Annotated in this window: 15 protein-coding genes, 2 tRNA genes and 1 rRNA gene; 12 read left to right on the top strand and 6 right to left on the bottom strand. The window is 54.0% G+C overall.

Annotated features, from left to right (window positions below; translation table 11 throughout):
- Positions 1 to 65: 65 nt before the first annotated feature.
- The 3 genes from rrf (at position 66) to AC6I8K_RS18135 (ending at position 444) form a co-directional block, all read left to right on the top strand.
- Positions 66 to 181: ribosomal RNA gene (rrf, locus tag AC6I8K_RS18145) — 5S ribosomal RNA — on the top strand.
- A gap of 102 nt (positions 182 to 283) precedes the next feature.
- Positions 284 to 360, top strand: a tRNA-Asp gene (locus AC6I8K_RS18140).
- Between the two features lie 8 nt (positions 361 to 368).
- Positions 369 to 444, top strand: a tRNA-Trp gene (locus AC6I8K_RS18135).
- A 105-nt stretch (positions 445 to 549) separates the two neighbouring features.
- Here AC6I8K_RS18135 and hdfR read toward each other — a convergent pair.
- Positions 550 to 1,371: an HTH-type transcriptional regulator HdfR gene (hdfR, locus tag AC6I8K_RS18130; RefSeq protein WP_008106614.1), complete on the bottom strand. Its 822-nt coding sequence runs from the start codon at positions 1,369 to 1,371 to the stop codon at positions 550 to 552.
- Positions 1,372 to 1,492: 121 nt separating this feature from the next.
- Between hdfR and AC6I8K_RS18125 the strand changes: the two genes are divergently transcribed.
- Complete coding sequence (locus AC6I8K_RS18125; RefSeq protein ID WP_064741343.1) at positions 1,493 to 1,831, top strand: MaoP family protein; 339 nt, start codon at positions 1,493 to 1,495, stop codon at positions 1,829 to 1,831.
- 30 nt (positions 1,832 to 1,861) lie between these two features.
- Here AC6I8K_RS18125 and AC6I8K_RS18120 read toward each other — a convergent pair whose 3' ends face one another.
- The gene (locus AC6I8K_RS18120) at positions 1,862 to 3,382 is read right to left on the bottom strand and encodes a YifB family Mg chelatase-like AAA ATPase (protein ID WP_497827172.1); all 1,521 of its coding nucleotides are present in this window, start codon (positions 3,380 to 3,382) and stop codon (positions 1,862 to 1,864) included.
- Positions 3,383 to 3,710: 328 nt separating this feature from the next.
- On the opposite strand from AC6I8K_RS18120, the gene ilvL reads away from it, so the two are divergent.
- From ilvL to ilvA, 6 genes are all read left to right on the top strand, one after another.
- Complete coding sequence (gene ilvL / locus AC6I8K_RS18115) at positions 3,711 to 3,809, top strand: ilv operon leader peptide (protein WP_071531048.1); 99 nt, start codon at positions 3,711 to 3,713, stop codon at positions 3,807 to 3,809.
- Between the two features lie 149 nt (positions 3,810 to 3,958).
- A complete protein-coding gene (ilvG, locus tag AC6I8K_RS18110; protein ID WP_497827171.1) occupies positions 3,959 to 5,605 on the top strand; it encodes an acetolactate synthase 2 catalytic subunit in 1,647 nt (548 codons plus the stop codon).
- Positions 5,602 to 5,859 carry an acetolactate synthase 2 small subunit gene (ilvM, locus tag AC6I8K_RS18105; RefSeq protein ID WP_007888814.1) on the top strand — a complete coding sequence of 86 codons (258 nt, stop codon included), beginning with the start codon at positions 5,602 to 5,604 and terminating at the stop codon, positions 5,857 to 5,859. Before ilvG ends, ilvM begins: the two co-directional genes overlap by 4 nt.
- Positions 5,860 to 5,878: 19 nt before the next feature.
- The gene (locus tag AC6I8K_RS18100; RefSeq protein ID WP_064741340.1) at positions 5,879 to 6,808 is read left to right on the top strand and encodes a branched-chain amino acid transaminase; all 930 of its coding nucleotides are present in this window, start codon (positions 5,879 to 5,881) and stop codon (positions 6,806 to 6,808) included.
- 62 nt (positions 6,809 to 6,870) lie between these two features.
- Entirely contained in the window at positions 6,871 to 8,721 is a 1,851-nt protein-coding gene (ilvD, locus tag AC6I8K_RS18095; protein WP_483816425.1) for a dihydroxy-acid dehydratase, read from the top strand.
- Between the two features lie 3 nt (positions 8,722 to 8,724).
- Positions 8,725 to 10,272 (top strand): threonine ammonia-lyase, biosynthetic, encoded by a 1,548-nt coding sequence (ilvA, locus tag AC6I8K_RS18090; RefSeq protein WP_497827170.1) that lies wholly within the window; start codon positions 8,725 to 8,727, stop codon positions 10,270 to 10,272.
- On the opposite strand, the gene ilvY is transcribed toward ilvA, so the two are convergent.
- Entirely contained in the window at positions 10,273 to 11,154 is an 882-nt protein-coding gene (gene ilvY, locus AC6I8K_RS18085) for an HTH-type transcriptional activator IlvY (protein WP_007888824.1), read from the bottom strand.
- A gap of 161 nt (positions 11,155 to 11,315) precedes the next feature.
- On the opposite strand from ilvY, the gene ilvC reads away from it, so the two are divergent.
- Positions 11,316 to 12,791, top strand: a complete 1,476-nt coding sequence (gene ilvC, locus AC6I8K_RS18080) for a ketol-acid reductoisomerase (protein WP_483816423.1) — start codon at positions 11,316 to 11,318, stop codon at positions 12,789 to 12,791.
- 233 nt (positions 12,792 to 13,024) lie between these two features.
- On the opposite strand, the gene AC6I8K_RS18075 is transcribed toward ilvC, so the two are convergent.
- From AC6I8K_RS18075 to AC6I8K_RS18065, 3 genes are all read right to left on the bottom strand, one after another.
- Positions 13,025 to 14,359 (bottom strand): MFS transporter, encoded by a 1,335-nt coding sequence (locus tag AC6I8K_RS18075; protein ID WP_064741335.1) that lies wholly within the window; start codon positions 14,357 to 14,359, stop codon positions 13,025 to 13,027.
- Positions 14,360 to 14,647: 288 nt separating this feature from the next.
- On the bottom strand, positions 14,648 to 15,655 hold the full coding sequence (gene yhjD, locus AC6I8K_RS18070) for an inner membrane protein YhjD (protein ID WP_064741334.1): 1,008 nt from the start codon (positions 15,653 to 15,655) through the stop codon (positions 14,648 to 14,650).
- 45 nt (positions 15,656 to 15,700) lie between these two features.
- On the bottom strand, positions 15,701 to 16,600 hold the full coding sequence (locus AC6I8K_RS18065) for a LysR family transcriptional regulator (protein WP_064741349.1): 900 nt from the start codon (positions 16,598 to 16,600) through the stop codon (positions 15,701 to 15,703).
- A gap of 115 nt (positions 16,601 to 16,715) precedes the next feature.
- Between AC6I8K_RS18065 and AC6I8K_RS18060 the strand changes: the two genes are divergently transcribed.
- A complete protein-coding gene (locus AC6I8K_RS18060; RefSeq protein WP_497827169.1) occupies positions 16,716 to 17,474 on the top strand; it encodes an SDR family NAD(P)-dependent oxidoreductase in 759 nt (252 codons plus the stop codon).
- Positions 17,475 to 17,511 lie beyond the last annotated feature (37 nt).

The raw sequence follows: 17,511 nt of genomic DNA, 5'->3' as shown, positions 1-17,511 counted from the left end.
TTTCAGCTTGTTTTACCGGATAGATTTGCGCGGCCCGCGAGGGCGGCGTGAGCAAAAAGAATTTGCCTGGCGGCTTTAGCGCGGTGGTCCCACCTGACCCCATGCCGAACTCAGAAGTGAAACGCCGTAGCGCCGATGGTAGTGTGGGGTCTCCCCATGCGAGAGTAGGGAACTGCCAGGCATCAATTTAAGACCCCTTATCGGGTCGTGACCTTCCCCGTGACGCGGGAAGGGCGAAACACCTGAAATCAGAGCGATTGTCTGATATCAGTACAGAATCGGTGGAGCGGTAGTTCAGTTGGTTAGAATACCTGCCTGTCACGCAGGGGGTCGCGGGTTCGAGCCCCGTCCGTTCCGCCACCCTAATTAGGGGCGTAGTTCAATTGGTAGAGCACCGGTCTCCAAAACCGGGTGTTGGGGGTTCGAGTCCCTCCGCCCCTGCCAGAAAATAATCCTTTGCTTCGGCAAAGGATTTTTTTTGTCCAAAATTCAGCAGTGAAATGAGTTTGAGTTTCACTCTGATCCACTCAAACTTCCTCATTAATTGTCTTATTGTGTCAAAACTGGATATTTAAGCAGCTGCCGAATGTGACTTTGCTGATCGCTATTCTGCAGCCACACCGCATATAACGGTCGCACGGCGACAGGCGTATCTGGAATAACCATCAAATCACTATAAATGCCGTGCCAAAAATCAGGTAAAAAGGCACAAGCACCTGTGGTATGCAGTAATTCGCGGGTAAGGTGCGCTGATGTTGTCGTTAATACGGGGACATCATCACTGGACAGATAACTTTCATGCTGATGAAAATCTGCGCCCCATTCCAGCTTGATATAGTCATATTTTTCACGCTTCTCAGTTTTGCGTGCACGGAATAATGCGAGAGAGATATGACCAATTTGCTGGCTGGTTAACTCATCCATTTTTGGCGCTTCGGTAGTAATCAACAGATCCAACTGACGCTCATGTAGTTGCTTAACCAGCAAATGCCGCTGAGCAATACGTGCCTCAAGATGAAGGCTTTCACGGTTCTCATAAAGTGTTTGTAACCAAGGAGTTAAGTAGGCTTCCCAAAGGGATGCGCTACCTCCTATCGAAAGCTCATGATGCTGTTGTGTATGAGAAACTTCCTTTTTTGCCATCAACCAGGTACTCATCAAGCTTTCAGCATAAGGCAATAAACGCTCACCAGCTGAAGTCAGCCGGATGTTATTACGGTGGCGAGTAAAAAGGTTTACACCCAGCTGATTTTCCAGCTGACGAATGCGAAAACTAACGGCAGATTGCGTGAGGTAAAGCGCTTCAGCAGCACGCCCGAAATGGCGTGTTCTGCTCACTTCGAGGAAAGTTTTCAGTAATTCCGTATCCACTGCATTCTCCCAAAATTTGTTTGTCGTAATGATTTAAATGTTTTGTTTTACACTCTGTCAAGCCTATCTAATACTCCGCGCCATAAATAGCACGGCCATATGAGAGTCAGGAGCGTGTAAAATGGCGGATAGCTTCGCAACAACGAATCGTTTCTTTGATAACAAACATTACCCACGTGGTTTTTCGCGTCATGGTGATTTCACCATTAAAGAAGCTCAGCTTCTGGAGCGCCACGGTTATGCCTTTAATGAACTGGATCTCGCTAAGCGTGAACCCATGACAGAAGAAGAGCGTTCATTTTTAGAAGTATGTCGTGGTCTTCGTGAGCCGCAAACGGAAGCTGAACGTGTATGGTCGAAATATACCGCACGTATCAAGCGTCCTAAGCGTTTCCATACGCTGTCTGGCGGTAAGCCGCAAATGGACACAGTGGAAGATTTCAGCGATAGCGATGATTAAGAATAGCGGGGCTTATATAAGCCCCGTTTTTTATTCCAGGTTTTTGTGCAAATAAATCATTAAACGGTCAATGCTGCGATAACCCACCGCCTCCTGCAAGTGGCCCCGCGTAATCTGCTCTTCACCCGCTAAGTCAGCAATTGTCCTCGCAACTTTTAAAATCCTTTGCCAGGCGCGTACTGAAAGCCCCAACGAATTCAATACCTCTTCCAGCCACTTGGCATCCTGCTGCTTCAATGTGCACCAACGTAAAACTTCTGGATTAGAGAGCTGAGCATTCACCTTGCCGCTGCGTGCTGTTTGAATCTGACGGGCAGTCAGGACCCGGCTTAAAACCTCAGCACTACTTTCGCTGACCTGTTGTTTCTTGCTCAGTGATCCGCTGGGCAGAAGAGGGACTTCAAGCGATAAATCGAAGCGATCGAGAAAAGGTCCTGAGAGGCGATTAAGGTAACGCAAAACTTGCTGTGGGGAGGAACGATTATGATTACCCTGATAATGCCCAGTAGGACTCGGATTCATTGCACCAATCAATTGAAAGCGCGCAGGATAAGTCACTTTAGCGCGGGTTCGCGAAATAGAAATTTCACCGGACTCAATCGGTTCTCGTAACGCATCCAGCGTTTTGCGCTCGAACTCAGGCAGTTCATCAAGAAACAGCACGCCGTTGTGTGCCAAAGAAATCTCCCCCGGACGCGGCAAGGAACCACCTCCAACCAGCGCGTACAGAGAAGCACTGTGATGAGGGGCTCTGAACGGCCGTTTGCGCCACTGGTGATGCAGATTGCCACTGGTGACCAGATTGGCAATAGCGGCGCACTCCAGTGCCTCCTGGTCGTCTAATGGAGGCATGATGCCGGGCAGACGTGTCGCCAACATCGTTTTACCCGTGCCAGGAGGGCCAATCAGTAAAAGGTTATGCCCACCTGCTGCCGTGATTTCCAGTGCACGTCGGCCCTGATCCTGACCGATGACATCGCTAAGGTCCTGCTTTTCCTGCTCAAGCGTTTCAGGTTGATAATGGGCAACGGTGAGGGTGGTTTTGTTATGCAGAAAGGCACAGATTTCTACAAGATGTTTGCCCACCAGCGTTTCACCTTGTTGAATCAGCCCCACATCCTGCTGATTCTGTTCAGCTAACACCATTTGTCTGCCCGCTTGCAATGCCGCCATCGCTGCCGGAATAGCAGCCTGAACGCCACACAGCGCACCGTTAAGCGCGAGCTCCCCCAGGAATTCATATTGCCCTAATTTGGCGTCAGGAAGCTGCTCTGAGGCCGCCAGAATGGCGATAGCAATGGGTAAGTCATAGCGTCCACCTTCTTTTGGCAGATCGGCAGGTGCCAGATTTATAGTGACGCGTTTCGCCGGGAAGGTGAATCCGCTGTTGATGATCGCACTACGTACCCGTTCTCGCGCCTCTTTAACGGTGGTTTCGGGCAGGCCAACCAACGTTAGGGCAGGCAAACCGTTGCTGATATGCACTTCCACCGTCACCAGCGGAGCCTGAATGCCTAGCGCAGCCCGCGTTAATACCTTGGATAAAGACATAACCGCTCCTTGTTGTCCTTATCATCTTATCTGCAAGGCGGAGGAACAATTCCCAAGAGCCCAACTTCCGAGCTCGATTCCTTACATTCGGTGATAGTTGCAGTTGTTCCAACGAAAATCAGAGCTTGTGCATAAACTTCAAATCAAGATTACGACACGGGCGTAATGAAAATTTATCACAAATGTAAATAACCTTTTACTTACAATATGATAACCACCCGGCGTCAAAGGCATCATGAAATTTTCCAATGAAAATAATTGTCAACGACCTGCTAACTATGGTAACTCTGTAGGTATTACTTCGAACAATTGAAAAAACAAATAAGACATGAAAGCCCTTCTACAAGTGATTAGCCTAGTCGTGATTAGCGTGGTGGTGATTATTATCCCACCGTGCGGGGCATCGCTTGGAGAAAGAAAGGCTTAAAAATCAAGTCTGGAATTCCAAAAACCCCCGCACCGAAAGGTCCGGGGGTTTTTTTTTAATCAGACTTAATATCAGCGAATCAGCGAGGAACAGATTATGAGCAGTAGCATAAAACTCTGTTGTTCCCCTAAGAATACAGGAGAATAACCATGACAGGTGCACAGTGGGTAGTTCAGGCTTTACGCGCGCAGGGTGTCGATACAGTGTTTGGCTATCCTGGCGGCGCAATCATGCCAGTGTACGATGCGCTCTACGATGGCGGCGTGGAACACCTACTGTGCCGTCATGAGCAAGGTGCGGTGATGGCGGCAATTGGTTATGCCCGCGCAACCGGCAAGACTGGCGTATGTATCGCCACTTCGGGTCCTGGGGCAACCAATCTGATCACCGGTCTGGCGGATGCGATGATGGATTCGATCCCGGTAGTGGCGATCACGGGTCAGGTCTCGTCGGCCTTTATCGGCACCGACGCGTTTCAGGAAATCGACGTTCTCGGATTATCGTTAGCCTGCACCAAACACAGTTTCCTCGTTGAATCGCTTGATGATTTACCTTCGGTGATGGCAGAAGCCTTCGCCATTGCGCAATCTGGCCGTCCCGGCCCGGTGCTGGTAGATATCCCCAAAGACATTCAGGTTGCCAATGGCGAATTGACGCCGCACCTGCTGCCGGTGGAAGAAGAAGTGAGTCATTCAGCGCAGCACATTGCGGAAGCACGCGCATTGATGGCGCAATCGCACAAACCGATGCTGTATATCGGTGGCGGCGTTGGCATGGCGCAGGCGGTTCCTGCATTACGCGCCATGGCGCAGGAAGCCGGTATTCCGATGGTTTCCACTCTGAAAGGTCTTGGTAGCGCCGATGCCAGCAGCGATCTCTATCTCGGGATGCTGGGCATGCACGGCACCAAAGCGGCTAACCTCGCCGTACAATCCTGTGATTTGCTGATTGCGGTGGGCGCGCGCTTTGACGACCGCGTCACCGGCAAGCTGGATACCTTCGCTCCGCACGCCAGCGTTATCCATATCGATATCGATCCTGCCGAGCTGAACAAACTGCGCCGTGCGCACGTTTCATTGCAGGGCGATATGAATCAGGTGCTGCCAGCGCTCAGCATGCCGCTGCAGATTGACGGCTGGCGCAAAGAAGTGAGCGCGATGAAAAGCGAATTCGACTGGCGTTATGATCATCCAGGCGAAGCGATTTACGCGCCGCTGTTGCTGAAGCAGTTGTCCGATCGTAAAGCGGATAGCGCCGTGGTGACCACCGATGTGGGCCAGCACCAGATGTGGGCCGCTCAGCACATGCATTTCACCGCACCAGAAAACTTCATCACCTCCAGCGGTCTTGGCACCATGGGCTTTGGCTTGCCGGCGGCGATTGGTGCGCAGGTTGCACGCCCTGAAGACACGGTAATCTGCGTGTCTGGCGATGGCTCCATCATGATGAACATTCAGGAGCTTGGCACCATTAAGCGCGGCAAGTTGCCGGTGAAAATCCTGCTGCTGGATAACCAGCGTCTCGGCATGGTGCGCCAGTGGCAGCAACTGTTCTTTGATGGTCGCTATAGCGAAACCATCCTGACCGATAACCCCGATTTCCTCACCCTGGCCAGCGCTTTTGATATCCCAGGCCAGCGCATTAGCCGTAAAGATCAGGTCGACGCCGCCCTTGATGCTCTGCTGAACAGTGAAGGTCCTTACTTCCTGCATGTTTCGATAGATGAGCATGAAAACGTCTGGCCATTGGTACCACCGGGTGCCAGCAACGCAAACATGATGGAGAAAACCGCATGAATCAGCATCAATTGTCTATCGAAGCCCGCTTTCGTCCTGAAATATTGGAGCGCATTTTGCGTGTCGTACGTCACCGTGGTTTCCAGGTATGTGCGATGAATATGGCCTCCGCGGTCAATGCCGGAAACATTAATATCGAAATGACCGTTGCCAGCCAACGCTCTGTCGATTTACTGTCTTCGCAGTTAAGCAAACTTATGGATGTCGCTTGCGTCGAGATCCAACAACAGACAACACAACAAATCCGCGCATAGTCGCCAAAGGAAAAAAGCAATGAGTACAAAGAAAGCAGACTTTATTTGGTTCAATGGGGAGATGGTTAAGTGGGAAGACGCCAAGGTTAGCGTTATGTCTCACGCACTGCATTACGGTACTTCTGTGTTTGAAGGCGTGCGTTGCTACGACTCACACAAAGGCCCAGTGGTGTTCCGTCACCGTGAGCATATGAAGCGTCTGCATGAATCCGCCAAAATTTATCGTTTCCCGATTGAAGCGAGCGTAGATGAGTTGATGGAAGCGTGCCGCGAAGTGATCCGCGTGAACAAACTGAAAAGCGCTTACATCCGTCCGCTGGCCTTTGTCGGTGACGTGGGTCTGGGTGTGAACCCGCCAGATGGCTACACCACCGATGTAATCATCGCTGCTTTCCCTTGGGGTGCTTACCTGGGCGCTGAAGCGCTGGAAAACGGCATCGATGCGATGGTTTCTTCGTGGAACCGCGTGGCACCAAACACCTTGCCGACCGCTGCGAAAGCCGGTGGTAACTATCTCTCCTCTCTGCTGGTAGGCAGCGAAGCGCGTCGCCACGGCTATCAGGAAGGTATCGCTCTCGACACCAACGGCTATATTTCAGAAGGTGCTGGCGAAAACTTGTTCGAAGTGAAAGATGGCATTCTGTTCACGCCACCGTTCACCTCTTCAGCGCTGCCAGGTATTACGCGTGATGCCATCATCAAGCTGGCGCAAGACATGGGTATCGAAGTGCGTGAGCAGGTGCTGTCGCGCGAATCTCTGTATCTGGCAGACGAAGTGTTCATGTCAGGTACTGCAGCGGAGATCACGCCGGTGCGTAGCGTCGACGGCATTCAGGTCGGCGAAGGCAAACGTGGTCCAGTCACCGGTCGTATCCAGAAGGCGTTCTTTGGCCTGTTCACTGGCGAGACGGAAGACAAGTGGGGCTGGTTGGATCCGGTTAACGCATAACGAGATTTTTTGCGGGCGTCAGATGGCGCCCGCAACCTTATTATTACTGGAGTAAATAGAGCATGCCTAAGTACCGTTCCGCCACCACCACTCATGGTCGTAACATGGCCGGTGCCCGTGCCTTGTGGCGCGCGACAGGAATGACCGACGACGATTTCGGTAAACCGATTATCGCCGTGGTCAACTCATTCACCCAATTCGTACCGGGCCACGTGCACCTGCGCGATCTTGGCAAACTGGTTGCGGAGGAGATCGAAGCAGCAGGCGGTGTGGCCAAAGAGTTCAACACCATTGCGGTGGATGATGGTATCGCCATGGGTCATGGCGGCATGCTGTATTCACTGCCTTCACGCGAGCTGATAGCCGATTCAGTGGAGTATATGGTCAACGCGCACTGTGCCGACGCCATGGTGTGTATCTCCAACTGCGACAAAATCACCCCGGGCATGCTGATGGCCGCTCTGCGCCTCAACATTCCGGTGATCTTTGTTTCCGGCGGCCCGATGGAAGCCGGTAAAACCAAACTGTCCGATCAAATCATCAAGTTGGATCTGGTGGATGCGATGATTCAGGGTGCCAACCCGAACGTTAGCGACGCCGACAGCGATCAGATCGAACGTTCAGCGTGTCCGACCTGTGGTTCCTGTTCCGGTATGTTCACCGCCAACTCGATGAACTGTCTGACCGAAGCACTGGGCTTGTCGCAGCCCGGTAACGGTTCACTGTTGGCAACGCACGCCGATCGTAAAGAGCTGTTCATCAATGCTGGCAAGCGCATCGTTAGCCTGACTAAACGCTATTACGAGCAAGATGACGTCAACATGCTGCCGCGTAACATCGCCACCAAAGCGGCGTTCGAGAATGCGATGACACTGGATATCGCCATGGGCGGCTCCACCAATACCGTTCTGCACCTGTTGGCAGCGGCGCTGGAAGGCGAAATCGACTTCAATATCTCTGATATCGATCGCTTGTCTCGCAAAGTCCCGCAGCTGTGTAAAGTAGCGCCAAGTACGCCGAAATATCATATGGAAGATGTTCACCGCGCGGGCGGCGTTATCGCCATTCTCGGTGAGCTGGATCGTGCGGGTCTGATCGACACCAGCGCGCGTAACATCCTGCAGCAGAGCATGCGCGAAACCCTCGATCAGTACGACATCATGCTGACCAAAGATCAGGCGGTAAAAGATATGTTCCGCGCCGGTCCTGCCGGTATTCGTACCACCAAGGCGTTCTCGCAGAATTGCCGTTGGGATACGCTGGATGACGATCGTACCGATGGCTGTATTCGTACCCGCGAACACGCTTACTCGCAGGATGGCGGCTTGGCCGTCCTTTACGGCAACATTGCTGAAGACGGCTGCATCGTAAAAACCGCTGGCGTAGACAAAGAGATCCTCACCTTCAAAGGCCCTGCCAAAGTATACGAAAGCCAGGATGATGCGGTTGAAGCCATTCTTGGCGGCAAAGTGGTGGCCGGTGATGTGGTGGTAATCCGCTACGAAGGGCCGAAAGGCGGGCCAGGCATGCAGGAAATGCTCTATCCAACCACCTATCTGAAATCCATGGGCCTCGGCAAAAGCTGCGCATTGATCACCGACGGTCGTTTCTCTGGCGGCACATCCGGTCTTTCGATTGGTCACGCCTCACCGGAAGCGGCGAGCGGCGGCACCATCGCGCTGGTGAAAGATGGCGACATGATTGAAATCGATATCCCGAACCGTGGCATCAAGCTGGCGGTACCGGATAACGAACTGCACGCTCGTCGTGAAGAAGAGCAAGCGCGTGGCGATGCGGCTTACACGCCGCATGGCCGCGTACGTGAAGTCTCCTTCGCACTGCGTGCGTATGCATCACTGGCGACCAGCGCTGACAAAGGCGCGGTGCGCGATAAGTCCAAGCTGGGAGGCTAACCGATGGCTGAGTCTCAACCGCTTTCCGCGACGCCAAACGGCGCGGAGTATTTGCGCGCAGTGCTGCGCTCACCGGTGTATGAAATTGCTCAGGTGACGCCGCTGCAAAAAATGGAAAAAATTTCATCGCGTCTTGGCAACACCATTCTGGTGAAGCGTGAAGATCGTCAGCCGGTGCACAGCTTCAAGCTGCGTGGGGCCTACGCGATGATTGCCGGGCTGAACGAAGAGCAAAAAGCGCGCGGCGTGGTGACGGCTTCGGCCGGCAACCATGCGCAGGGCGTGGCGCTCTCGGCCAGCACGCTTGGCATCAAATCACTGATTGTGATGCCGTTGGCCACGGCAGACATCAAGGTTGATGCAGTACGCGCATTTGGCGGTGAGGCTTATCTGTTTGGTGCCAACTTCGACGAGGCGAAAGCCAAAGCGATAGAGCTCGCGGAGCAGCAGGGTTACACCTTCGTTCCGCCGTTTGACCACCCGGCGGTGATCGCCGGGCAGGGCACGCTGGCGATGGAACTGCTGCAGCAGGATGCGCATCTCGATCGCGTCTTCGTGCCGGTCGGCGGCGGCGGTCTGGCGGCGGGTGTCGCCGTGCTGATCAAGCAGCTGATGCCGCAGATCAAAGTGATTGCCGTGGAATCGGAAGATTCAGCCTGCCTGAAAGCCGCGCTGGAGGCGGGCGAACCGGTGGATTTGCCGCGTGTAGGATTATTCGCTGAAGGTGTGGCGGTAAAACGCATCGGCAGCGAAACTTTCCGTCTGTGCCAGGCGTATCTCGACGACATCATCACGGTGGATAGTGATGCGATTTGCGCAGCGGTAAAAGACCTGTTCGAAGATGTGCGCGCCGTGGCGGAACCCTCTGGCGCGCTGGCGCTGGCGGGCATGAAGAAGTACATCCAGCAGCACGACATCAAAGGCGAGCGCCTGGCGCACGTGCTGTCGGGCGCTAACGTCAACTTCCACGGCTTGCGTTATGTTTCGGAGCGTTGCGAACTGGGCGAACAGCGCGAAGCGCTGCTGGCGGTCACCATTCCAGAGCAGCAAGGCAGCTTCCTCAAGTTCTGCCAAACCATCGGCGGGCGCTCGATCACCGAGTTCAACTATCGCTATGCGGATGCGGATAACGCCTGCATTTTCGTCGGCGTGCGCTTAACGCGTGGGCTGGAGGAGCGCAGTGAGATCATCGGCCAACTGAGCGAGGCCGGTTATAACGTGGTGGATCTGTCGGATGATGAAATGGCCAAGCTGCACGTGCGCTACATGGTGGGCGGACGTCCATCCAAGCCGCTGCGCGAACGCCTGTTCAGTTTTGAATTCCCAGAGGCACCGGGCGCGCTGCTGAAGTTCCTGCAGACGCTTGGCGCGCACTGGAATATCTCGCTGTTCCATTATCGCAGCCACGGTACCGATTATGGCCGCGTGCTGGCGGCGTTTGAAGCCAACGATCAGGAACCGGATTTCGAAACACATCTCACCGCATTGGGCTACGAATGGCACGACGAAGCGAACAACCCGGCGTTTCGTTTCTTCCTCGCCGGGCAGTAATTACAGTTGGTGCCAGAACGCATTGATAAGCGGCTCTCCGAGCCGCTTTTTTTGTACGCAAACCCCGAGTTCCAACGGCGCAACAGACTCCACATTCTCCAGCGTTAACACGCGATTGCGCACCGGTTCCGGGCTGTTCTCCAGCACCACGTCCGGCAGCAGCGCAATACCACATCCCAGCGCCACCATCGACACAATCGCCTCATGCCCGGAAACCGTGGCATAAATCTGCGGGTTGGGAATGCGCTGGCGGCGGAACCACAAATCGATACCGCGTCGCGCAGGACCTTGTTCCGGCAGGATAAACGGGATTTGCGCCCAATCCGGTTCGTCTTGTGTTGCCTGGCTGCGTACCGGACAAGGCAGCGCCGGGGCGATCAGCACCAGCGGAATCAGGCCCAGTGGCGTAAAATCTATGCTGGCGGGCAGCGATTCAGGACGTCCGGCAATGGCGAGATCGGCATCACCGGATTGCACCATCTCAATCGCATCGGCCGCATCACCGGTGGTGAGTTTGATCTCGACCTGCGGATGTTCAGCGCGAAAGCGATCAAGAATCGGCGGCAAATGGCTGTAAGCGGCGGTCACCGAGCAGAACAGGCGCAGTTCGCCGCTCAATGACGGGCCGTTGAGATCCATCACATGACGAAGCTGCTGGTATTGCAGCAACGTCTGCTGCGCGAACTGACGCAGGCGCTCGCCGGCTTCGGTCAGCGTCACGGTGCGGTTATCACGCAGGAACAGCGCATGACCAACATCCTCTTCCAGGCGCTGAATCTGGCGCGAAAGAGTGGAGGGACTGACGTGCATGGCGCGCGCGGTGCGACCAAAGTGGCAGCTTTCAGCCAGATGAAGGAAGAGTTTCAGGTCTCGTAAATCCATGCGCGTATCGCCTCAATGTTATGTTGCAAATTTTGCAATGTGACCTTGCTAATATATCAATTTAAGCAACGGATTTCCTGTCATATGATGGGGTCATTCGCGGCGTGAGAGACAACGTCGTTACTGAACAAAAACAAACACAACATCTAACCGGAGTACCCATGGCTAATTACTTCAACACATTGAATCTGCGCAACCAGTTAGCGCAGTTGGGCAAATGTCGTTTCATGTCACGCGACGAATTCGCTGATGGCGCTAGCTTCCTGAAAGGCAAGAAAGTGGTCATCGTTGGTTGTGGTGCTCAGGGTCTGAACCAGGGCCTGAACATGCGTGATTCTGGTCTGGACGTGGCGTATGCCCTGCGTGCTGAAGCGATTGCTGAAAAGCGTGCCTCTTTCCGCAAAGCGACCGATAACGGCTTCAAAGTGGGCACTTACGAAGAGCTGATCCCACAGGCTGATCTGGTGGTTAACCTGACGCCAGACAAGCAGCACTCAGCGGTCGTTCAGGCTGTTCAGCCGTTGATGAAAGATGGCGCAGCGCTGGGTTACTCACACGGTTTCAACATTGTTGAAGTGGGCGAAACCATTCGTAAAGACATCACCGTCGTGATGGTTGCACCGAAATGCCCGGGTACCGAAGTGCGTGAAGAGTACAAGCGTGGTTTCGGTGTACCGACGCTGATCGCCGTTCACCCGGAAAACGATCCAAAAGGCGAAGGCATGGCGATTGCGAAAGCCTGGGCCGCAGCCACCGGCGGCGACCGTGCGGGCGTGCTGGAATCTTCTTTCGTTGCAGAAGTGAAATCTGACCTGATGGGCGAGCAGACCATCCTGTGCGGTATGCTGCAGGCCGGTTCTCTGCTGTGTTTCGACAAGCTGGTGGCTGAAGGTCACGACGCCGCTTATACCGAAAAACTGATTCAGTTCGGCTGGGAAACCATCACTGAATCCCTGAAGTTTGGTGGCATCACGCTGATGATGGATCGCTTGTCTAACCCGGCGAAAATCCGTGCTTATGCGCTGTCTGAGCAGCTGAAAACCATCATGGCGCCGCTGTTCCAGAAGCACATGGATGACATCATCTCTGGTGAATTCTCATCGGGAATGATGGCTGACTGGGCTAACGATGACAAAAACCTGCTGACCTGGCGTGAAGAGACCGGCGCAACGGCATTCGAAAACGCACCGCAGTTTGAGGGCAAAATCGAAGAGCAGGAATACTACGACAAAGGCGTCGTGATGGTTGCGATGGTGAAAGCAGGCGTTGAGCTGGCGTTCGAAACCATGGTGGATGCAGGCATCATCGAAGAGTCGGCTTACTACGAGTCACTGCATGAGCTGCCGCTGATTGCCAACACTATCGCCCGTAAGCGTCTGTATGAAATGAACGTGGTTATCTCTGATACCGCAGAATACGGTAACTACCTGTTCTCCTTCGCAGCGGTTCCCCTGCTGAAAGAGTTCATGACCACGCTGCAGCCGGGCGATCTGGGCAAAGCGATTGAAGGGACTCAGGTTGATAACGCGCAGCTGCGTGACGTCAACGAAGCGGTACGTCAGCATCCAATCGAATCGGTAGGCCGCAAACTGCGTGGCTACATGACCGACATGAAACGTATCGCTGTTGCTGGCTAAGCCACGCGCGACACAGTTTTCAGCACAATAAAAAACCCCGGCTTGCCGGGGTTTTTTTTAATTAGTGCTCGCTGTTGCTCTATGTATGTACTCGCTGTCCCCCATCCCGGCCTTCCCCCGCAAGCGGGGGAAGGAGACGCTGCCACATGCAGCTTCAGAACGAACATATGGCAGCATCTTCCTCCCCCATTTATGGGGGAGGACCGAGGAGGGGGACAGCGAACACCGCTCAATCACACCGCTTCATACAGCGTCTGATTGCGCGTCTCTTTACAGGCAATCAGCGCGATCAGTGTCAACACTGCCATCGAAGCCAGATAGAAACCCACCGCCTGCAAACCGTAATTGGCGTTCAACCAGGTGGCGATATAAGGCGCCACGGATGCACCAAGAATCGACGACAGGTTATAGGAGAATGATGCGCCGGTATAACGCACTTCAGTCGGGAACAGCTCTGGCAGCAGCGCGCCCATCGGACCAAACGTCAGCCCCATAATGCTTAAGCCCAGGATCAGGAAGCCCATCACCAACACCTGAGAACCGGAACCCAGCAGCATTGGGAACATCAATGCGAAGGCAATAATCATCAGCGTAATGGTGATCATGGTTTTACGACGACCAAAGCGATCGGCTAACAGACCCGCAATCGGCACCATCACGCCAAAACCAATCACCGCCACCATCAACATCCACAGGAAGCTGTTACGCGAGTAGCCGAGGCCAGCTGGCGCAGGTGCAGTACCGTAACTCATTGAGTAAACGGTCATAATGTAGAACAGTGTATAGGTGGCGAGCATGATGAAGGTGCCCAGAATGGTTGCCGTCATATGCTTGCTCAGCAGCGTGCCAATCGGCATTTTCACCTGCTTGTTCTCTTTCTGCACTTTGGCGAACACCGGACTTTCATGCAGCGAAACGCGCACATACAGGCCAATCAACACCAGCACCGCAGAAAGAATAAACGGCACGCGCCAGCCCCAGTTCATGAACTGCTCATCGGTCAGCAGCCACGAAAGCAGCAGGAATGTGCCGTTAGCGAAAAAGAAGCCAATCGGCGCACCGAGCTGTGGGAATGAACCATAGAGCGCGCGTTTTTTTGCTGGGGCATTTTCGGTCGCCAGCAGTGCTGCGCCGCCCCATTCGCCACCGAGACCAAGACCCTGACCAAAACGCGCCAGCGCCAGCAGCAGCGGCGCTGCCACGCCAATGGTTTCATAACCTGGCAGCAAACCAATCAGCACCGTCGAAACGCCCATGGTCAGCAGCGAAGCAACCAGCGTTGCTTTGCGTCCGACGCGGTCACCAAAGTGGCCAAACACGGCAGAACCGATAGGGCGCGCAACGAAGGCGATAGCGAAGGTCGCCAGCGACTGCAGGGTTGCCACGGTCGGATCGCCCTGCGGGAAGAAGATGTGCGGGAAAATAATCACCGCGGCGGTGGCATAGATATAGAAATCGAAGAACTCAATGGCGGTGCCGACAAGCGATGCCACAACCACTTTGCCACGTGAATTGACCGGCGTTTCGTCGTGTTTTTTGTCGAGTGTTTCTGTGATGGAGGCTTGCATAAGTGTTTCTTAATTGTAAATGTAGACAGAGAATCTTACGCACCTGGTTTGCGGCATTCAATGGCGAAAAACCGCGTCAGACCGGGCTTTTTCGGCGAATAAGTGGATAATTTCTGAGTTGCTGCGATCAGTGGCGGATGGGAACGGGAAGTGTCACTTTTTTGGCGGGAATCTCTGCAAAAGGGCCAAATTAAAGTGACCCTTCAGCGTTTCCTGCTGGTTTTTGCGGTAAAAATAGCCAGCAGGAAACATTTTTAGCTAGTCAGGCAATTGTAACAAGCGGGTGGCTTATTTTGCCTGATGCGGCTGTGGCATCTCTTTATCATCTTTGTACTTCGCGGTGGCGATCCACGCCGCGCAAAACAGCGTCAAACGTGCAAAGAAGTAGAAGAACGCCATCAAACCGAGCACCGAACCAAAGGCCGCGCCTGATGGCGAGGTTGCCAGCTTCGGCAGCGTCAGCGTCATGACAAACTTGATCACTTCAAAGCCAATCGCTGCCAGCAGCGTGCCGCGGAACAAGGCCTTTTTGCGCGGTTTATGGCGCGGCAGAATCCAGAATATCCACAGGAACAGCAGATAGTTAGCGAAGATTGAGATGGATAACGCAATCACCGTCATCGCGGGGCGCAGCCACTCAATGCCTTCCAACCCTAACGCATTGACGATCGCTGCCTGCGCTGCACCGGCAATGGAGGTCAGCGACAGCGTAATCACCAGCGCGAACATCAAACCCAGCAGCGAAAGCAGATCGCGTGCGTACTTCTTCCAGAATTTCTCCTGATCGTCCGGCGTGCGTTCCCACACGTCGCGCGACTGCGCGCGCACCGCTTCACGCAGGTTACCCATCCAGTTAATGCCGGAGTAAAGCGCCAGCAGCAAACCGGTTAATCCCACCGTGGCACGCTGTTGAATCGCGGTATTCACTGTATTTTTCAGCGTGGTGGCCAGCGTCGGATCGCTGATGCTGTTAACGATTTTGTTGATCAACTCGGTGAGCAAATCCTGATTCGACGCCAGCACAAAGCCGACTGCCGCAAAGGAGACCATCAAAATCGGTATCAGGGAGAGAAAAGAGAAGTAGGTGATCGCCGCGCCAAACTGGCTGCCGAGACGATCGTTAAAGCGTTCCAGCGCGCGCATAAAATGCGCCACCGCCGGAATCGCCTGAAACCAGGCAGCGAAGCGCGACACATTTTGGATCGAGCCATCTACGGTTTTATTGCCGGTTTTAATATCAATCAGCGGCTTGTTTTCTGCCTCTGACTCAGTCTTTTTAAGGTTTTTGTCCGTCATAGACGATAGTCATCCTGTTCACTGCGAAAATACAATTATAGCCTGCTATGTCACATACTCCTGCAAGACCTGGCTCAGCCACTCCATAAACACCCGCACGCGGCGTGCCACGTTACGGCGATGCGGATAAAGCAGTGAGATCGGCATCGGTTTAGCCGGGAAGTGATGCAGTACTTCAACCAGTTGTCCTGACTCCAGCAGCGGCTGCACACCCATCGCTGGCACCTGAATAATGCCGAGCCCAGCCATGCACGCTGCGCGATAGGTTTCGGTACTGTTCACCGTGACCACGCCGCCAGTTTGAATGTAATGACACTGCTTGCCATCGAAATATTCAAAGCCATGAGAAGGTTGCCCAAGCTGCTGGGTGTAATGCACCATCGCATGTTGCGACAGATCTTCCAGTCGCACCGGCATGCCGAAGCGGGAAAGGTAGTCGGCACTGGCGCAATTGATCAAGGCGTATGAGCCGATTTTTCGTGCAATCAGCCCGGAATCTTTCAGCTCGCCTACGCGCACCACGCAATCAAAGCCTTCGCGAATCACATCCACCTGGCGATCGCTGCTGCTCAGTTCAATTTCCAGGCCGGGATAGTGCTGCAAAAATTCCGGCAAACGTGGCAGCACAAAGCCGGTTGCCATCGCCACCGACATATCAACGCGCAGTTTGCCGCTTAAGGTGGCGGGATCGTGCTGGAACAGGCTATCCATATCGTCTAGCATCGAGAGCAAATCGAGGCAGCGATCGTAATAAACCAAGCCATCCTGCGTCAGATGCACGCGTCGCGTGGTGCGGTGCAGCAGGCGCGTCCCCATTTGATTCTCTAGCGCCTGCAGCTGGCGCGAAACGCTGCCTTTCGGTAAACCCAAACTTTCTGCCGCACGGGTAAAACTGCCCATTTCTGCCACCCGCACAAAGACCTGCATTGCGTGAATTTTATCCATGTTGTTCACCGATTGTTGTTGTTAGTGAAACAGTGCTGCGTATTCCTCTGCGTTTATAGATCAATTATTCACGAATATCCTTAACACGTGTTCAATTTTCCAACTGGAGCGAAATATGAGTCATAAAATTGCATTGATTACCGGCGGAAATCGCGGTTTAGGCAAGAATGGGGCGCTGAAACTGGCCGCCAAAGGCACCGATATCCTATTTACCTATCGCGGTCATGCGGAAGAAGCCCAGGCGGTAGTGCAAGAAATTGAAGCGCTGGGCGCACGTGCGGTGGCGTTGCAGCTGGATGTTGGCGACACAAGCTCGTTCGACGGCTTCGTGGCGCAGGTGAAGGAAGCGCTGCAGCAAACCTGGCAGCGTGACAACTTTGATTATTTAGTGAACAACGCCGGACACGGTCACTACAAGCTGTTCGCAGAGACCACGGAAGAGGAGTTTGATGCGCTGGTGAAGGTGCACTTTAAAGGGCCGTTCTTCCTGACGCAGAAGCTATTGCCGCTGATCGCTGATGGTGGACGCATCCTGAATATCTCTAGCGGCTTAACCCGTTTGACGCTGCCGGGCTCCGGCACTTATGCCTCCATCAAAGGCGCGATGGAGGTATTAACCCGCTATCAGGCTAAAGAGCTGGGTGAACGCCATATTCGTGTCAACATCCTGGCGCCCGGCGCGATTGAAACCGATTTCGGCGGCGGGCGCGTGCGTGACACCAAAGATCTCAACGATCATATCGCCTCGGTGACCGCATTGGGCCGCGTCGGCTTGCCGGATGATATCGGTGATGCGATCAGCGCGATTCTCAGCGATGAAACCGGCTGGATCACCGCACAGCGCATTGAAGCCTCAGGCGGGCAAGGACTGTAATATGTAGGGTCGCCATTAATGGCGACCTTGTGAAATA

This window comes from Pantoea sp. X-Soil-ISGK-421 (assembly GCF_059730785.1).
Note: the sequence above shows the minus strand (reverse complement) of the source record. Positions and strands in the feature narration are given on the sequence as shown.

Excerpts from the sequence above, each read along its gene's own strand:
- ilvM (WP_007888814.1), top strand. The coding sequence starts at position 5,602 with ATGAATCAGCATCAATTGTCTATCGAAGCCCGCTTTCGTCCTGAAATA.
- AC6I8K_RS18065 (WP_064741349.1), bottom strand. The coding sequence starts at position 16,600 with ATGGATAAAATTCACGCAATGCAGGTCTTTGTGCGGGTGGCAGAAATG.
- yhjD (WP_064741334.1), bottom strand. The coding sequence starts at position 15,655 with ATGACGGACAAAAACCTTAAAAAGACTGAGTCAGAGGCAGAAAACAAG.
- ilvY (WP_007888824.1), bottom strand. The coding sequence starts at position 11,154 with ATGGATTTACGAGACCTGAAACTCTTCCTTCATCTGGCTGAAAGCTGC.
- AC6I8K_RS18075 (WP_064741335.1), bottom strand. The coding sequence starts at position 14,359 with ATGCAAGCCTCCATCACAGAAACACTCGACAAAAAACACGACGAAACG.
- ilvD (WP_483816425.1), top strand. The coding sequence starts at position 6,871 with ATGCCTAAGTACCGTTCCGCCACCACCACTCATGGTCGTAACATGGCC.
- ilvG (WP_497827171.1), top strand. The coding sequence starts at position 3,959 with ATGACAGGTGCACAGTGGGTAGTTCAGGCTTTACGCGCGCAGGGTGTC.
- AC6I8K_RS18100 (WP_064741340.1), top strand. The coding sequence starts at position 5,879 with ATGAGTACAAAGAAAGCAGACTTTATTTGGTTCAATGGGGAGATGGTT.
- AC6I8K_RS18125 (WP_064741343.1), top strand. The coding sequence starts at position 1,493 with ATGGCGGATAGCTTCGCAACAACGAATCGTTTCTTTGATAACAAACAT.
- AC6I8K_RS18120 (WP_497827172.1), bottom strand. The coding sequence starts at position 3,382 with ATGTCTTTATCCAAGGTATTAACGCGGGCTGCGCTAGGCATTCAGGCT.
- AC6I8K_RS18060 (WP_497827169.1), top strand. The coding sequence starts at position 16,716 with ATGAGTCATAAAATTGCATTGATTACCGGCGGAAATCGCGGTTTAGGC.
- ilvC (WP_483816423.1), top strand. The coding sequence starts at position 11,316 with ATGGCTAATTACTTCAACACATTGAATCTGCGCAACCAGTTAGCGCAG.
- ilvA (WP_497827170.1), top strand. The coding sequence starts at position 8,725 with ATGGCTGAGTCTCAACCGCTTTCCGCGACGCCAAACGGCGCGGAGTAT.
- ilvL (WP_071531048.1), top strand. The coding sequence starts at position 3,711 with ATGAAAGCCCTTCTACAAGTGATTAGCCTAGTCGTGATTAGCGTGGTG.